The 13,707-nt window shown below is 72.0% G+C and carries 12 protein-coding genes; 10 read left to right on the top strand and 2 right to left on the bottom strand.

Features of this window, described 5'->3' with window-relative positions; genetic code table 11:
* Positions 1-181: 181 nt before the first annotated feature.
* The gene (locus tag ACIBL4_RS08565) at positions 182-1,543 is read right to left on the bottom strand and encodes a sensor histidine kinase (RefSeq protein ID WP_399407717.1); all 1,362 of its coding nucleotides are present in this window, start codon (positions 1,541-1,543) and stop codon (positions 182-184) included.
* 128 nt (positions 1,544-1,671) lie between these two features.
* On the bottom strand, positions 1,672-2,892 hold the full coding sequence (locus ACIBL4_RS08560; protein WP_399407715.1) for a sensor histidine kinase: 1,221 nt from the start codon (positions 2,890-2,892) through the stop codon (positions 1,672-1,674).
* Positions 2,893-3,156: 264 nt separating this feature from the next.
* Here ACIBL4_RS08560 and ACIBL4_RS08555 point away from each other — a divergent pair, with 264 nt between their 5' ends.
* The 10 genes from ACIBL4_RS08555 to ACIBL4_RS08510 are packed head-to-tail and all read left to right on the top strand — an operon-like array spanning position 3,157 to position 13,702.
* Positions 3,157-3,564 carry an NADH-quinone oxidoreductase subunit A gene (locus ACIBL4_RS08555; protein WP_010041427.1) on the top strand — a complete coding sequence of 136 codons (408 nt, stop codon included), beginning with the start codon at positions 3,157-3,159 and terminating at the stop codon, positions 3,562-3,564.
* Positions 3,555-4,181 carry an NADH-quinone oxidoreductase subunit B gene (locus tag ACIBL4_RS08550; RefSeq protein ID WP_399407713.1) on the top strand — a complete coding sequence of 209 codons (627 nt, stop codon included), beginning with the start codon at positions 3,555-3,557 and terminating at the stop codon, positions 4,179-4,181. The genes ACIBL4_RS08555 and ACIBL4_RS08550 overlap by 10 nt, the downstream gene beginning before the upstream one ends.
* Positions 4,178-5,938 (top strand): NADH-quinone oxidoreductase subunit C, encoded by a 1,761-nt coding sequence (locus tag ACIBL4_RS08545; protein WP_399407711.1) that lies wholly within the window; start codon positions 4,178-4,180, stop codon positions 5,936-5,938. Before ACIBL4_RS08550 ends, ACIBL4_RS08545 begins: the two co-directional genes overlap by 4 nt.
* Positions 5,935-6,903 (top strand): NADH-quinone oxidoreductase subunit H, encoded by a 969-nt coding sequence (locus tag ACIBL4_RS08540; RefSeq protein WP_399407709.1) that lies wholly within the window; start codon positions 5,935-5,937, stop codon positions 6,901-6,903. Before ACIBL4_RS08545 ends, ACIBL4_RS08540 begins: the two co-directional genes overlap by 4 nt.
* Before the next feature lie 2 nt (positions 6,904-6,905).
* Positions 6,906-7,577: a 4Fe-4S binding protein gene (locus ACIBL4_RS08535; RefSeq protein ID WP_399407707.1), complete on the top strand. Its 672-nt coding sequence runs from the start codon at positions 6,906-6,908 to the stop codon at positions 7,575-7,577.
* Positions 7,574-8,212, top strand: coding sequence for an NADH-quinone oxidoreductase subunit J (locus tag ACIBL4_RS08530; RefSeq protein WP_399407705.1), 639 nt, complete (start codon positions 7,574-7,576; stop codon positions 8,210-8,212). The genes ACIBL4_RS08535 and ACIBL4_RS08530 overlap by 4 nt, the downstream gene beginning before the upstream one ends.
* On the top strand, positions 8,212-8,610 hold the full coding sequence (gene nuoK / locus ACIBL4_RS08525; protein WP_020275039.1) for an NADH-quinone oxidoreductase subunit NuoK: 399 nt from the start codon (positions 8,212-8,214) through the stop codon (positions 8,608-8,610). Before ACIBL4_RS08530 ends, nuoK begins: the two co-directional genes overlap by 1 nt.
* A complete protein-coding gene (locus ACIBL4_RS08520) occupies positions 8,607-10,601 on the top strand; it encodes an NADH-quinone oxidoreductase subunit L (RefSeq protein WP_399407702.1) in 1,995 nt (664 codons plus the stop codon). Before nuoK ends, ACIBL4_RS08520 begins: the two co-directional genes overlap by 4 nt.
* A 6-nt stretch (positions 10,602-10,607) precedes the next feature.
* The gene (locus ACIBL4_RS08515) at positions 10,608-12,182 is read left to right on the top strand and encodes a NuoM family protein (protein ID WP_399407700.1); all 1,575 of its coding nucleotides are present in this window, start codon (positions 10,608-10,610) and stop codon (positions 12,180-12,182) included.
* Positions 12,179-13,702, top strand: a complete 1,524-nt coding sequence (locus ACIBL4_RS08510) for an NADH-quinone oxidoreductase subunit N (protein ID WP_399407698.1) — start codon at positions 12,179-12,181, stop codon at positions 13,700-13,702. The genes ACIBL4_RS08515 and ACIBL4_RS08510 overlap by 4 nt, the downstream gene beginning before the upstream one ends.
* Positions 13,703-13,707 lie beyond the last annotated feature (5 nt).

Here is a 13,707-nt window from a genome sequence, read left to right as displayed (position 1 = left end):
CCGCCCGTCCGCAGCCCACAACGGCTCCGCGCCCACCCGTGCGACGGGTCCAGCATTTCAGGTACGGGCGCCGGATGGGGGTGGACCGGCTCGCTGTCCGACCGATCCGACCGGTTGGGGGGTGGTGGGATAGCCGATGGTGGCGTTGGGGAGCCGTTGGGGGTGGTGGGGAAGCCGATGGTCACCTCACGTGCGCGCCCCGCCACGGCAGCTCCGCGGTCACCCGGGTCGGCCCGCCCACCGGCGAGTCCACCACCAGGATCCCGTCCACCGCGTCGAGCCGCTCCGCCAGCCCCGCGAGACCGGAGCCCTGCGACACGTCGGCCCCGCCCACGCCGTTGTCCACGACCTGGAGCATCAGCCGGTTCTCCGTCCGCCACACCTCCACGCCCGCCCAGGTCGCCCGCGCGTGCTTGCTGACGTTCTGGAGCAGCTCCGACACCGTGAAGTACGCGATCCCCTCGATCGCCGGCGCCGGCCGCTCCGCCAGGTCGACCTCGACCTGCACCGGCACCGTGCAGCGCGAGGAGACCGCGGACAGGGCCGCGTCCAGACCGCGGTCGGTCAGCACCGCCGGGTGGATGCCCCGGGCCAGGTCCCGCAGCTCCTGGAGCGCCGTCTTCACCTCTCCGTGTGCCTCGTCCACCATCCGCGCGGCCGTCTCCGGGTCCTCGTGGAGCTTCTCCTTCGCCATCCCCAGATCCATGGCCAGTGCCACCAGCCGGGCCTGCGCCCCGTCGTGCAGGTCCCGCTCGATGCGCCGCAGGTCCGCCGCCGCCGTGTCGACCACGACCCCCCGGTCCGACTCCAGCTCCACCACCCGCGAGGCCAGCCGCGACGGCCCGAGCAGCCCGTGCACCAGCAGCCGGTCCACCATCGTCAGCGCCCGCACGATCCACGGCGTGGCGATCGTCAGCAGCAGACCCACCAGCGCGGTCACCGTGATCTCGAAGGGGTTGTCGAGATAGATCCGGTGCGTCTCGTCGCCGTACAGCTGGATCCCGTCCTGCCCGGCGTACATCGGGAAGACCCAGAACCACAGCGGGTACGTCAGCAGCGCCCAGCCCAGCACCCAGAGGTTCACGGCGACGACGAACGAGAACACCGCCCACGGCAGGTGCAGCACCGCGTACAACAGCGCCCGCCACGACGCGCCGCTCTTGAGGACGGCCCCCATCCACGCCATCGCGCCCGGCTTCTTCATCCGCAGCGGCTCCGGGCCGGCCACGTCCAGGTCCAGCAGCGCCCGCGCCCGCCCCCGCTCCAGCGCCCCGAGGCCACGGCATCCCGCGAGCCCCGCCGCGAGCACCGGGATGCCGAGGAACGTCACCAGCAGTCCCGCCCCCAGCGACACCATCGTGACCGCGTAGGTGAACAGCAGGATGCTGATCGGCAGGCTCAGCAGCACATATCCGAGCTCCCGCCAGGTGCGGCCCTCGACCGGCGCCCGCAGCGCGGCGGGCAGCCGGTGCCGCCGGTCGGTGCTCCCGGGGAACCCGGGCCTGCCGTCGAGCCCGTATCCCTGTCCGTACTCCGTGGCCATCGGCGTCGTCCTTCTCCCTCGTCCTGCGGCTGTCTTCCCGTACCTCCACCCTGCTCCGCCGCAGGTCGGCGGACCATGGAGTCCGTCGGCGTCTTGGACGGGGGGTTTTCCCTACCTCAGGGCGCCGCTCAGGGGGTGCCGGAGCCGGAGTCGTCCGTGCGGTCGCGCCAGGGCAGTTCCGCCGTGACCGTCGTCGGGCCGCCCTCGGGGGACTCCAGGACGAACAGCCCGTCGACGGCGTCCAGCCGCTCGGCCAGGCCCCGCATCCCCGTACCGCCGTCGAGGCTCGCGCCCCCGCGGCCGTCGTCCCACACCTGGATGAGCAGCCGGTCGTTCGTCCGCCACACATCCACCGACGCCGACTTCGCCGCGCTGTGCTTGCTGACGTTCTGCAGCAGCTCCGAGACCGTGAAGTAGGCGATGCCCTCGATGGCCGCGGCCGGCCGCGCCGGCAGGTCGACCGTCACCTTGACCGGGACCGTGCAGCGCGAGGAGACCGCGGACAGGGCCGCGTCCAGGCCGCGGTCGGTCAGGACCGCCGGATGGATGCCGCGGGCCAGGTCGCGCAGCTCCTGCAGCGCCAGCTTCACCTCGCCGTGCGCCTCCTCGACCATCGCCGCCGCCGCGTCGGGGTCCTCCAGCACCTTCTCCTTGGCCAGGCCCAGCCCCATGGCCAGGTTGACCAGCCGGGCCTGCGCTCCGTCGTGCAGGTCCCGTTCGATGCGCCGCAGGTCGGCGGCGGCCGTGTCGACCACGACGCCCCGGTCCGACTCCAGCTCGGCGATGCGCCGCTCCAGCTCGTCGGAGGGCGACAGCAGCCCGCGCACCATGGCCCGGTCGGCGTTGGTCAGGCCCCGCGCGATGAACGGCAGCACCGGCCACAGCACGAACAGCGAGGTCAACGTGATGGCGAAGGTGACGACACCCCACGGCAGCCGTATGAACTCGTACAGCACCGTGCGCCAGCCCACCGGGTCCTTCAGCGACATCCACAGCTTCTGGAGGAAGCCGCCCCGGCCGCGCAGCGGCAGCCGGCTCGGCTCGTCCACCCGCACCCCGAGCAGCGCCCTGGCCCTCGCCCGCTCCATCCGGCCCAGCAGCCGAGCGCCGCCCAGACCGGCCGCGAGCAGCGGGAACCCGATCACCGTGACCGTCAGCCCGAAGCTGGTGAACATCGCCGTCACGACATAGGTGAAGCCGACCAGCGCCACCGGAAGGTTCGCCAGGAGATGCGCGATCTCCTTCCAGGTGTGCCGGTCGTAGGCGAGCCGGGGCGGCGGCGGGCGGTCGTCCGGCCCGGCCGCCGTCGGGGCCGCGCTGGTGCCCAAGGGCGGGATGCGTTCGGTCATATGCGTTAGCGTGCCCGGCGGCGGGCACCCGCGCCATGAGGCAGACCGCCAGGATCGACTGAGGTAAACCCCACCCCCGCATGCCAGGGCGTGACAGGCTGCTTACCCTGCCTTTATCAGGGCCTAGACTCCCGTGCGTACAGATCGTCGAACGGCGGCACGTCCGTTGTTCGCCGAACGGCGGCGTCCGTTGTTCCCGGCCGTGCCCCGGAGCCGCGGACCGTCGCAGGATCCAGTCCGAGTTTCAGGGAGCGAGGGACGGACGTGCCGGAACCGACCGTCGTCACCACGACCGTCGTCGCGGCGGACTACTTCCAGTCCTATTCGGTCGTCGGCCTGCTCGCCGTCGTCGGCGTGCTGTTCGTCGCCGTCGCCTTCGGGGCCGGCCGCCTGCTGCGGCCCGTGGTCCCCACACCCGAGAAACTCCTGACGTACGAGTGCGGCGTCGACCCCGTCGGCGAGGGCTGGGCACACACCCAGGTCCGCTACTACGTCTACGCGTTCCTGTACGTGATCTTCGCCGTCGACTCGATCTTCCTGTTCCCCTGGGCGACCGTCTTCGCAGCCCCCGGCTACGGCGCGACGACCCTGGTGGAGATGTTCATCTTCCTCGGCTTCCTGGCCGTGGGCCTGCTCTACGCATACAAGAAGGGCGTCCTGGCATGGACGTGACCCCCGCCGACACCGAGCCCGTGCTGCTTCCCGAGCCGAAGCGGCTCGGCGCCCTGGCGCGCCTCGCACCCGAGCCGATGAAGGTGATCCTCAACTGGGGCCGCCGCTACTCGCTCTGGGTCTTCAACTTCGGCCTCGCCTGCTGCGCGATCGAGTTCATCGCCGCGTCGATGGCCCGCCACGACTTCATCCGGCTCGGCGTCATCCCCTTCGCGCCGGGGCCGCGCCAGGCCGACCTGATGGTCGTCTCCGGCACGGTCACGGACAAGATGGCGCCGGCGGTGAAGCGCCTCTACGAGCAGATGCCGGAACCCAAGTACGTCATCTCGTTCGGCGCGTGCAGCAACTGCGGCGGCCCCTACTGGGACTCGTACTCCGTCACCAAGGGCGTCGACCAGATCATCCCCGTCGACGTCTACGTCCCCGGCTGCCCGCCCCGGCCCGAGGCGCTTCTCCAGGGCATCCTCAAGCTCCAGGAGAAGATCGCCCGCGAGTCGCTGGGGGAGCGGTACGGCAGCGGCGCCGCCCGTCCCTCGGCAGCGGCGCTGCAGAGCGGTCTGGTGCAGCCGCCGGCCCCCGCCCCGGGCACCGACTCGACGCCGGGGGAGGGACGATGACCGCGGTCGGCTGGCTCCCCGCCGACGCCGAGGAACTCTTCGGTACGGACGCCACGGCCGAGGAGTCGTACGAGGTCCTGACGGTCGACGTACCGCCAACGGCCTGGATCTCCGCCCTGGAGACCGCACGCGACCGCCTGACCTGCACGTACTTCGACTGGCTGAGCGCGGTCGACGAACCGGGCACGGGCTTTCGCGTCACGGCCCACGTCGCGGCGCTGTCCCCGCTCCGACGCCTCCTCCTGCGTACGACGGTCCCGCACGAGGCCCCCACCCTGCCCTCGGCGGTCGGTGTCTACGCGGGCGCCGCCTGGCACGAACGCGAGACGCACGAGATGTTCGGCATCACCTTCGAAGGCCACCCGGCGCTGGACCACCTGCTCCTGCCCGAGAACTTCGAAGGCCACCCCCTGCGCAAGGACTTCGTCCTGGCCGCCCGCGTCGCCAAGGCCTGGCCCGGCGCGAAGGAACCCGGCGAGTCGGAACACGGGGGCCCCAAGCGCCGCCAGATGCTTCCGCCCGGCGTCCCCGACCCGAACGAATGGGGCCCCCTGAAGGGCCAGCTCCCCCCGGCCCCGACCCGCGGCGCCGGCCGCGCGGCAGCCGACCGCCCGCCCCGGGGCACCGCCCGCCCGGCAGGCGAACGCCCGGTCCGGCGAACCCGCTCGGCGGGGGAGGGTTCGGCGAGCCAGGGCGCGCCCGGGGAGCCTGCTCCGGCTTCGGAGCGACCGCGTCGTAGCCGCTCGGCGGCGGAGGGTTCGGCCAGTCAGGCTGCTGCCGGCGACGCGGCGACTTCGTCTGCGGCTGCCCCGCGCCGTGCGTGGACGGCGGGGGAGGGGGCGGTGAGCCCGCCCGGGGAGTCGGCTGCTCCGGCTTCGGAGCGACCGCGTCGTAGCCGCTCGGCGGCGGAGGGCTCAGCGAGCCAGACGCCCAACGGTTCCGAAGGCACGAGCTCCGGCCCTGAAGCCGCGACCTCCGGCCCGGAAGGCACGAGCTCCAGCCCGGAAGGCACGAGTTCCGGCCCCGAAGCCGCGACCTCCGGCCCGGAAGGCACGAGCTCCGGTTCCGGAGACACGAGTTCCGGCCCGGAAGGCACGAGCTCCGGCCCCGAAGCCGCGACCTCCGGCCCCGAGTCGGTGACCCCCGGTCCCGAAGCCACGGCCTCGGGCCTCGAGTCCGCAACCTCTGGTTCCGAATCCCGGGCGACCGAAGCCGGAGCAGCGGCGACCGCGGCCGGCTCTCCACCACCGGCCACCGAGCCGGAGCCGTCGGACGCCGGGCCGGAGCCGTCGGACGCCGGGCCGGAGCCGTCGGACGCCGGGCCCGGAACGCCGGCCGCCTCGGTGGAGCCGCGCCGGGCGCGAAGCGCGAGTGACGGCTCGGCGCCGCAGCAGGCCCCGTCCGACCCCGGCGGCAGTCGGCCGGGCAGGGCAGCACGGCCCCCGCGCAGCTCGGACGCCCCCTGGCACCACGCCCGCCCGGCATTCGAGGAGCCGGCTCCCGAACCGTCCCCCGAGGCCGGCGCGCTGCCGACTCCGGAGCCGTCCGACAACCCGAAGACCCCGAACACCACCTCGGAGTCACCGGACACCCAGGGGTCCGCTGACGGCCCTGAGCCCTCCGACACCCCTGAGCCCTCGGAAACCACCGAACCCTCAGACACCGCAGAACCCTCAGAACCCTCAGAACCCTCAGAACCAGCGAACAACCCGCAGCCCACCGACAACCCCGACGACCCCTCAGGAGGCCAGCGGTGAACGACGTGCTCGACGTCATCCTGCGACTCCTGATCGTCTTCGTCGTCTTCCTCACCTTCCCCTTGATCATCGGCCAGACCGAACACAAGGTCATGGCCCACATGCAGGGCCGCCTCGGCCCCATGTACGCCGGCGGCTTCCACGGCTGGGCCCAGCTGATCGCCGACGGCGTCAAGTTCGCGCAGAAGGAGGACGTCGTCCCCGCGGGCGCGGACCGCCGCATCTTCCAACTGGCCCCCGCCGTCGCCCTCCTGCCGTACCTCCTCGTCCTGCTCGCCATCCCCATCGGCCCGGACGAGGGAGCCGTCGGCCAGGTCATCGACGCCGGTGTCTTCTTCGTCCTGGCCGTCATGGGCGTCGGCGTCCTCGGCTCGCTCATGGCCGGCTGGGCGTCCGCGAACAAGTTCTCCCTCCTCGGGGGCCTGCGCACCGCCGCCCAGCTCCTCGCCTACGAACTGCCGATGCTGCTGACCGCCGCCTCGGTGGCGATGGCGGCCGGCACCGTCTCGATCCCCGGCATCCTCGACGCCTTCGAGTGGTGGTGGCTGCCCTGGCAGATCGTCGGCGCGATCGTCTTCTTCGTGGCCGGCCTCGCCGAACTCCAGCGCCCGCCCTTCGACATGCCCGTCGCCGACTCGGAGATCATCTTCGGCGCGTACACCGAGTACACCGGCCTCCGCTTCGCCCTCTTCCTCCTCGCCGAGTACGCCGGGATCGTCGTCCTGTGCGGCCTGACCACCGTCCTCTTCCTGGGCGGCTGGCACGGCCCCTGGGGCGCCGACGGCCTCGGCTGGGTCTGGACCCTGCTGAAGACCGCCGTCCTCGCCTTCCTCGTCATCTGGCTGCGCGTCACCTACCCCCGCCTGCGCGAGGACCAGCTCCAGAAACTGTCCTGGACCCTCCTCGTCCCCCTCTCCCTCGCCCAGATCGCCCTCACCGGCATCGTCAAGGTGGTGATCAACTAACCATGGCCCCCATCCCCGGCTCCGGCCTCGCCAAGGGCCTGGCCGTCACCCTCCGCACGATGACGAAGAAGTCCGTCACCGCGCAGTACCCGGACGCCCAGCCCGACCTCCCGCCCCGCACCCGCGGTGTGATCGGCCTGTTCGAGGAGAACTGCACGGTCTGCATGCTGTGCGCCCGCGAGTGCCCCGACTGGTGCATCTACATCGACTCCCACAAGGAGACGGTCCCGGCGGCGACCCCCGGCGGCCGCGAACGCAGCCGCAACGTCCTCGACCGCTTCGCCATCGACTTCTCCCTGTGCATGTACTGCGGTATCTGCATCGAGGTCTGTCCTTTCGACGCCCTGTTCTGGTCCCCGGAGTTCGAGTACGCCGAGACCGACATCCGCGACCTCACCCACGAGCGCGACAAGCTCCGCGAGTGGATGTGGACCGTCCCGGCCCCGCCGGCCCTGGACCCCGGCGCGGAGGATCCGAAGGAGCTCGTCACCGCCCGCAAGACCGCCGACAAGCTGGCCGCCCAGCAGGCCCCGCCCGCCACCGAACCGCACGCCGACGAGCAGGCCCGGGCAGCCGAGCGCCCGACCCGCCCGCAGGGCGACTCCAAGCAGCAGACGGATCAGCCGGCCCCGCAGACGGATCAGCCGAAGCCGGGGCAGGAGGGCCGGGAATGACCGCGTTCACCACGGCCGCCGAAACCCACGGGTTCCTCTCCCCGACCGGCGTCGAGATCGCCTTCCTCCTCGTCGGCCTGGTCACCTTCGGCGCCGCGCTCGTCACCGTCACCACCCGGCAACTGGTGCACGCCGCCCTGTGGCTGGTGGTCACCCTCGGCGGCCTGGCCGTCGAGTACCTCCTGCTCACCGCCGAGTTCATCGCCTGGGTACAGGTCCTCATCTACGTCGGTTCCGTCGTCGTCCTCCTCCTGTTCGGACTGATGCTCACGAGGGCCCCCATCGGCCGCTCCCCGGACGCCGACTCCGGCAACCGCTGGGCCGCCCTCATCGTGGCCGTCGCCGCCGCTGCCGCCCTGGTCTGGGTCGTCGTCGACGCCTTCCGCACGACCTGGATCGACCTGGACGGCCCCGCCGCCGGCTCCACCGAGGCCACCGGCGCGAGCCTCTTCCAGAACTGGGTCCTCCCCTTCGAGGCCCTCTCCGTCCTCCTCCTCGCCGCCCTGGTCGGCGCGATCGTCCTGTCCCGCAAGGCGAAGGCCGCGTCGGCGACCGCGACCGAGAACACCCCGGCCGCCCGGAGCGAGCAGGACCGGAGCGAGCAGGACCGCGGCGAGAAGGAAGGGACCCGCTGATGCACCTCGCCTATCCCGCCGTGCTCTCCGCCCTCCTCTTCTGCACGGGCCTGTATGGCGTCCTCGCCCGCCGCAACGCGATCCTGGTCCTGATGTCGGTCGAGCTGATGCTCAACGCCGTCAACCTCAACCTGGTCGCCTTCGACGTCTGGCTCAGCAGGACCGCCGAGGAGACCCTGCACTCCGGCCAGGCCCTCACCCTGTTCACCATCGCCATCGCCGCCGCCGAGATCGGCATCGGCCTGGCGATCGTCCTCGCCGTCCACCGCAACCGCGGCACCGCGGACATCGACAAGCTCCGCGACACCGCCGAACGGCACGACCCCGACGGCACCGACCACGACGCCCTTACGGCCGAGCAGTCCGGCGAGGCCCAGAAGGCTGAGGCCACCGCGTGACCACGACCACCCTCGCCGTCCTCGTCCCCCTCCTTCCGTTCCTCGGCGCCGTCGCCGGCCTGCTCCTGGGCCGCACGGCACCCGGCTTCGTCCGCCCGCTCGCCGTCCTGCCGACGCTCACCTCCCTGGTACTCGCCGCGCTGGTCGCCGTGCGGCAGGGCGGTGACGCGGCCGTCAACGCGGCCACGGAACTCACCCCCACCGGCTCCGTCCCGATCGAACTCGCCCTGCACATCGACGGTTTCGCCGCCCTCGTCGCCGTCCTGGTCGGCCTGGTCGCCTCCTGCGTGCAGATCTACTCGACGGGCTACCTGCGCGACGACCCGCGCTACCCCTCGTACGCCGCCCTGGTCTCCCTGTTCACCTCCGCGATGTTCCTGGTCGTCTACTCAGGCGACCTGATCGTGCTGCTGGTCGGCTGGGAAGTCATGGGCATCTGCTCCTACTTCCTGGTCGGCCACTACTGGGAGACCCCTCAGGCCCGCGCCGCCTCCCTCAAGGCCTTCCTGGTCACCAAGCTCGGCGACGTTCCCTTCCTCATCGGCCTGTTCGCCCTGGCCGCCGACGCCGGCTCCTTCCGCATCACCCGGGTCCTGAGTACCGTCGCGAGCGGCGGACTCGACCACCCGACGCTGATCGCCCTGCTCCTCCTGGCGGGCGTGGCGGGCAAGTCCGCGCAGTTCCCGCTGCACACCTGGCTCCCCGACGCGATGGCGGGCCCGACCCCCGTCTCCGCGCTGATCCACGCCGCGACGATGGTCGCCGCCGGTGTCTACTTCATCGCCCGTCTCCTCCCGGTCTTCGAGGCCTCCCAGGCCGCGATGGTCGTCCTCGCCGTCATGGCCGCCGTCACGATGACCGGCTCGGCGCTCGCCGCGCTGGCCCAGGACGACATCAAGCGTGTCCTCGCCTACTCGACGATCGGTCAGCTCGGCTACATGACCGGCGCCCTCGCCGTCGGCGACCGTGGTGCCGCCGTCTTCCACCTCCTGTCCCACGGCGCCTTCAAGGCGCTGCTGTTCCTCGCGGCCGGCGTGATCATCCACGCCGCCGGCACCAACTCGCTCGCCGCCATGTCCCGTATGCGGAACCTGCGCGACCGCGTCCCCGACGCCTACTGGACGATGACCGTGGCGCTGCTCGCGCTCGCCGCGATCCCGCCGTTCAGCGGCTTCTTCTCCAAGGAGGCCGTCCTCGGCGTCGCCGAACACGTCGTCACCGGACACACCGAGCACGCCCCCGCCGCCGCGGGCTGGATCGTCCTCGTCGCCGGTCTGCTCACGGCCGTGCTCACCGCTGCCTACGCGATGCGCCTGTGGCTGCTGGCCTTCCGCGGCCGGGGCGCCGAAGCCCCAGACCACGGCCGCCAGCCTCTGACGATGACCGTGGTGCTGTGGGTGCTCGCCGCCCCGTCCCTGGCCCTCGGCGGATTCGCGTTCCGCCTGCTGCCCGACTGGTTCGACGGCCGCGACCTCAGCCCGACCCTCACCACCTCCGTGCTCGGCACGGGCGTGGCCCTGGTCGGCGGCATCGTCACCTACGGCGCCTGGCGGCACACCACCGCGCTCACCGCACGCGTCCCGCTGGGAGCGGTCGCGGCCCACCCCGAGGGCGACGCCGCCCAGGTCGAGGCGGAGGCCATCGCCACCCACGAGCCGGCCTACGGCGACATCGCCTACGCGCCCGACCCCGCCGACCCCGGACGGCTCCTGCTCGGCCCGCTGCACCGCCACGCGGCCGCCGGCTTCCACATGGACGCCCTGTACAGCGCCCTCTTCGTCCGGCCGGTCCAGGCCGGGGCGAGCCTCGTCCGGTTCCTCGACCGGGAGGTCGTCGAGACCTACGTACGCGGCGCGGGTGCGCTGCCCCGCTGGCTCGGCGCCGCCGTACGGCGCGCACAGACCGGCAACGTCCAGACCTATGTGAGCGCGCTGCTCGCCGGCACCGTCGTCCTCGCGGTCGCCGTCGTCCTCGTCGCCACGGGAGCGTGAGCAGGCGTGATCGATATCAACGAGTCCGTGATGCAGTTCCTTCTGGCATTCGTCGTCGTCGGCCCGCTCCTCGGCGCCGCCGCGGCTCTCCTGCCGGCCCCGCCCGGGCTGAAGGGGAAGTCACCCGAGCAGGCCGTGCTCCGGCACGGCGTCACCGTCACCGGCGCGGTCCTCATCGCGGCGATCGTCCTCGCGCTCGGCTTCGACCACGGCCAGCCGTCGAAGATGCAGGCCAGCACGGACATCAGCTGGATCCCCGCACTCGACGTACGCATCAACCTCGGCGTCGACGGCATCTCCCTCCCCCTTCTGGTCCTGACCGCGCTGCTGACCTTCCTCTGCGCGCTCTACTCGTACTTCAAGATGCCTGAAGGCCCGAGCCCGAAGGCCTTCGTCGCGCTGCTGCTCGTCCTCGAGTCCGGCACGCTCGCGACCTTCGCCGTCCTCGACCTGCTGCTGTTCTTCCTCGCCTTCGAGATGGTCCTCATCCCGATGTACTTCCTCATCGCCCGCTGGGGCGGCGAGGGCCGGAGCCAGGCCGCGTGGCGGTTCATCCTCTACACGCTGCTCGGCTCCGTGGTCATGCTGCTCGGCCTGCTCCTGATCGGGCTCAAGGCGGGCACGTTCGACATGATGGCACTCGCCACTGACAACGGCCGGTCGCTGACCACATCAGTGCAGGTCATCGCCGTTCTGGCGATCGGGATCGGCCTCGCGGTCAAGACGCCGATGTGGCCGCTGCACAGCTGGCTGCCCGACGCCCACACCGCCGCGCCGACCGTCGGCTCGGTCCTGCTGGCCGGTGTCCTGCTGAAGATGGGTACGTACGGGTTCGTCCGGATCCTCCTCCCCATCGCCCCGGACGGCTTCCGCACCTTCGCGCCCTACCTCGCGGCGCTCGCCGTCGTCGGCATCATCTACGGATCCCTGGCCTGCCTGGCCCTCGCCAAGCAGGGCGCGAAGGGCGACCTCAAGCGCCTCATCGCCTACTCCTCCGTCGGCCACATGGGCTTCGTCCTGCTCGGCATCTCGACGATGACGCCGACCGGCGTGAACGGCGCCCTGTTCGCCAACATCGCCCACGGCCTCATCACCGGCCTGCTCTTCTTCCTGGTCGGCGCCCTGAAGGACCGCACCGGCACCACCGACCTCGACACCCTCGCCGAGGAGACCGGAGCGGCGCTCTACGGCAGGGCCCCGCGCCTCGGCGGCCTGCTCGCCTTCGCCGCGGTCGCCTCGCTCGGCCTGCCGGGCCTGGCCGGGTTCTGGGGCGAGATGCTGTCCCTGTTCGGGGCGTTCCAGCCGGCAGCGGGCCTCAGCCGTCCCGCCTTCCTCACGTTCATGGCGATCGGCGCGTTCGGGACGCTGCTGACGGCCGCGTACCTGCTGGTCGTGGTCCGCCGCGTGTGCATGGGCGCCCTGCCGCAGGACGCCCCCAGGCTCACCGACGTCCGCAGTTACGAGTTCGCGGCCTGGACCCCGCTCGTCGTCCTCACCGTCGTCGCGGGTCTGTGGCCCAAGGCCCTCCTCGGCCTGAGCGACCCGGCCGTCCAGCAGCTCCTCGCAGGAGGCACCCGATGAGCTCCCCGGCCCAGCCCCTGGCCGCGTCGCTGGTCCAGTCCGTCGACTGGCTCGCGATCGCACCGCCCACCATCGCGGCGGTCGTCGGCCTCGTCGTCCTGGTCGCCGACCTGTTCGTCGCCGAGCACCGCAAGGCGCTGCTCGGCTGGACGTCCGTGGCCGGTCTGGCCGCCGCCACGCTGATGCTGCTGCCCCTCCTGGACGGCGACCGCGGCACCTTCTGCCTGACCGGCGACGCCACCGTGTGCAGCTACACGGCCGACCGCTTCACCCTGGTCATCCAGTTCCTGGTCCTCGGCGGCGCCCTCCTCGCCGCCCTTCTGTCGGTCACCGCCCTGAAGGACGCCCGCAAGGAGCTGCCCGAAGGGGAGTACTGGTTCCTGCTGCTGTCCTCCGCGGCCGGCGCCGCCCTCCTGCCCGCCTCCCGCGATCTCGCGACCCTGATCGTCGCCCTGGAGGTCGCCTCCCTGCCCGCCTTCGCGCTGGTCGGCCTCAGGCACGGCGATCGCAAGTCTTCCGAGGCGGCCCTGAAGTTCTTCCTGTCCTCGGTCACCGCGACCGCGGTCAGCCTCATGGGCATCAGCTTCGTGTACGCCTCCACGGGCACCCTCTACCTGACCCAGGTCGCCGACCGTATCCAGAACGTCGACGGGCAGCTCCACACGCTCGCCCAGACCGGCGTCGTCCTCACCCTCGTCGGCTTCGCCTTCAAGACGGCCGCCGTGCCCTTCCACTTCTGGGTGCCCGACACCTACGTGGGGGCGCCCCTGCCCATCGCCGCCTATCTGTCGGTCATCGGCAAGGCGGTCGGCTTCAGCGGCCTGATCCTCGTCACGGTCGTCGCCCTCCCCTCGTACGCCGACGTCTGGGGCCCGGCCCTGTCCGTCCTGGCCGCGCTCACCATGACCGTCGGCAACGTCGGCGCCCTGCGCCAGCAGGCCACGCGCGCGTACAGCGCGGTACGCCTGCTCGCCTGGTCGTCCGTCGGCCAGGCCGGCTACCTCCTGGTGCCGATCGCGGCCGCCGCGTACTCCGGAGACGCCGAGAAGTCGATCGGCTCCACCGTCGCCTACGCCCTGATGTACGGCGCCGTGAACCTCGGGGCCTTCGCCGTGGCCGCGCTCGTCGGCCGGACGAAGTTGCTCAACCGCGTCTCCGACTACCGCGGCCTGTACGCGTCGAGCCCGCTGTCCGCGCTGCTCCTGGCGTTCTTCCTGCTCTGCCTCGCCGGGCTGCCGCCGGGCATCATCGGCCTCTTCGCCAAGGTCACCGTCTTCTCGGCGGCCGTCGACGCCGGCCTCGGCTGGCTGGCCGTGATCATGGCCGTCAACGTCGTCATCGCGCTGTTCTACTACCTCCAGTGGACGGCCCTGCTCTTCCGCGCCCCCGAGGGCGAACCCGACAAGCACCGCGTCCCCGCCCCGCTCACGGCCGCGATCGCGCTGACCGGAGTCCTCGGTATCGCCCTGTCCGGCGCACCCCAGTTGGTCCTGCGCTTCACCGACACGGCCCTCTTCTGAACCAC

The organism is Streptomyces sp. NPDC050416, from assembly GCF_044458845.1.
Lineage (GTDB): Bacteria > Actinomycetota > Actinomycetes > Streptomycetales > Streptomycetaceae > Streptomyces.
Note: the sequence above shows the minus strand (reverse complement) of the source record. Positions and strands in the feature narration are given on the sequence as shown.

Bases quoted from the DNA above. Each gene is read 5' to 3' on its own strand.
- ACIBL4_RS08550 (WP_399407713.1), top strand. From the start codon at position 3,555: ATGGACGTGACCCCCGCCGACACCGAGCCCGTGCTGCTTCCCGAGCCG.
- nuoK (WP_020275039.1), top strand. From the start codon at position 8,212: ATGCACCTCGCCTATCCCGCCGTGCTCTCCGCCCTCCTCTTCTGCACG.
- ACIBL4_RS08565 (WP_399407717.1), bottom strand. From the start codon at position 1,543: ATGGCCACGGAGTACGGACAGGGATACGGGCTCGACGGCAGGCCCGGG.
- ACIBL4_RS08530 (WP_399407705.1), top strand. From the start codon at position 7,574: ATGACCGCGTTCACCACGGCCGCCGAAACCCACGGGTTCCTCTCCCCG.
- ACIBL4_RS08560 (WP_399407715.1), bottom strand. From the start codon at position 2,892: ATGACCGAACGCATCCCGCCCTTGGGCACCAGCGCGGCCCCGACGGCG.
- ACIBL4_RS08535 (WP_399407707.1), top strand. From the start codon at position 6,906: ATGGCCCCCATCCCCGGCTCCGGCCTCGCCAAGGGCCTGGCCGTCACC.
- ACIBL4_RS08545 (WP_399407711.1), top strand. From the start codon at position 4,178: ATGACCGCGGTCGGCTGGCTCCCCGCCGACGCCGAGGAACTCTTCGGT.
- ACIBL4_RS08510 (WP_399407698.1), top strand. From the start codon at position 12,179: ATGAGCTCCCCGGCCCAGCCCCTGGCCGCGTCGCTGGTCCAGTCCGTC.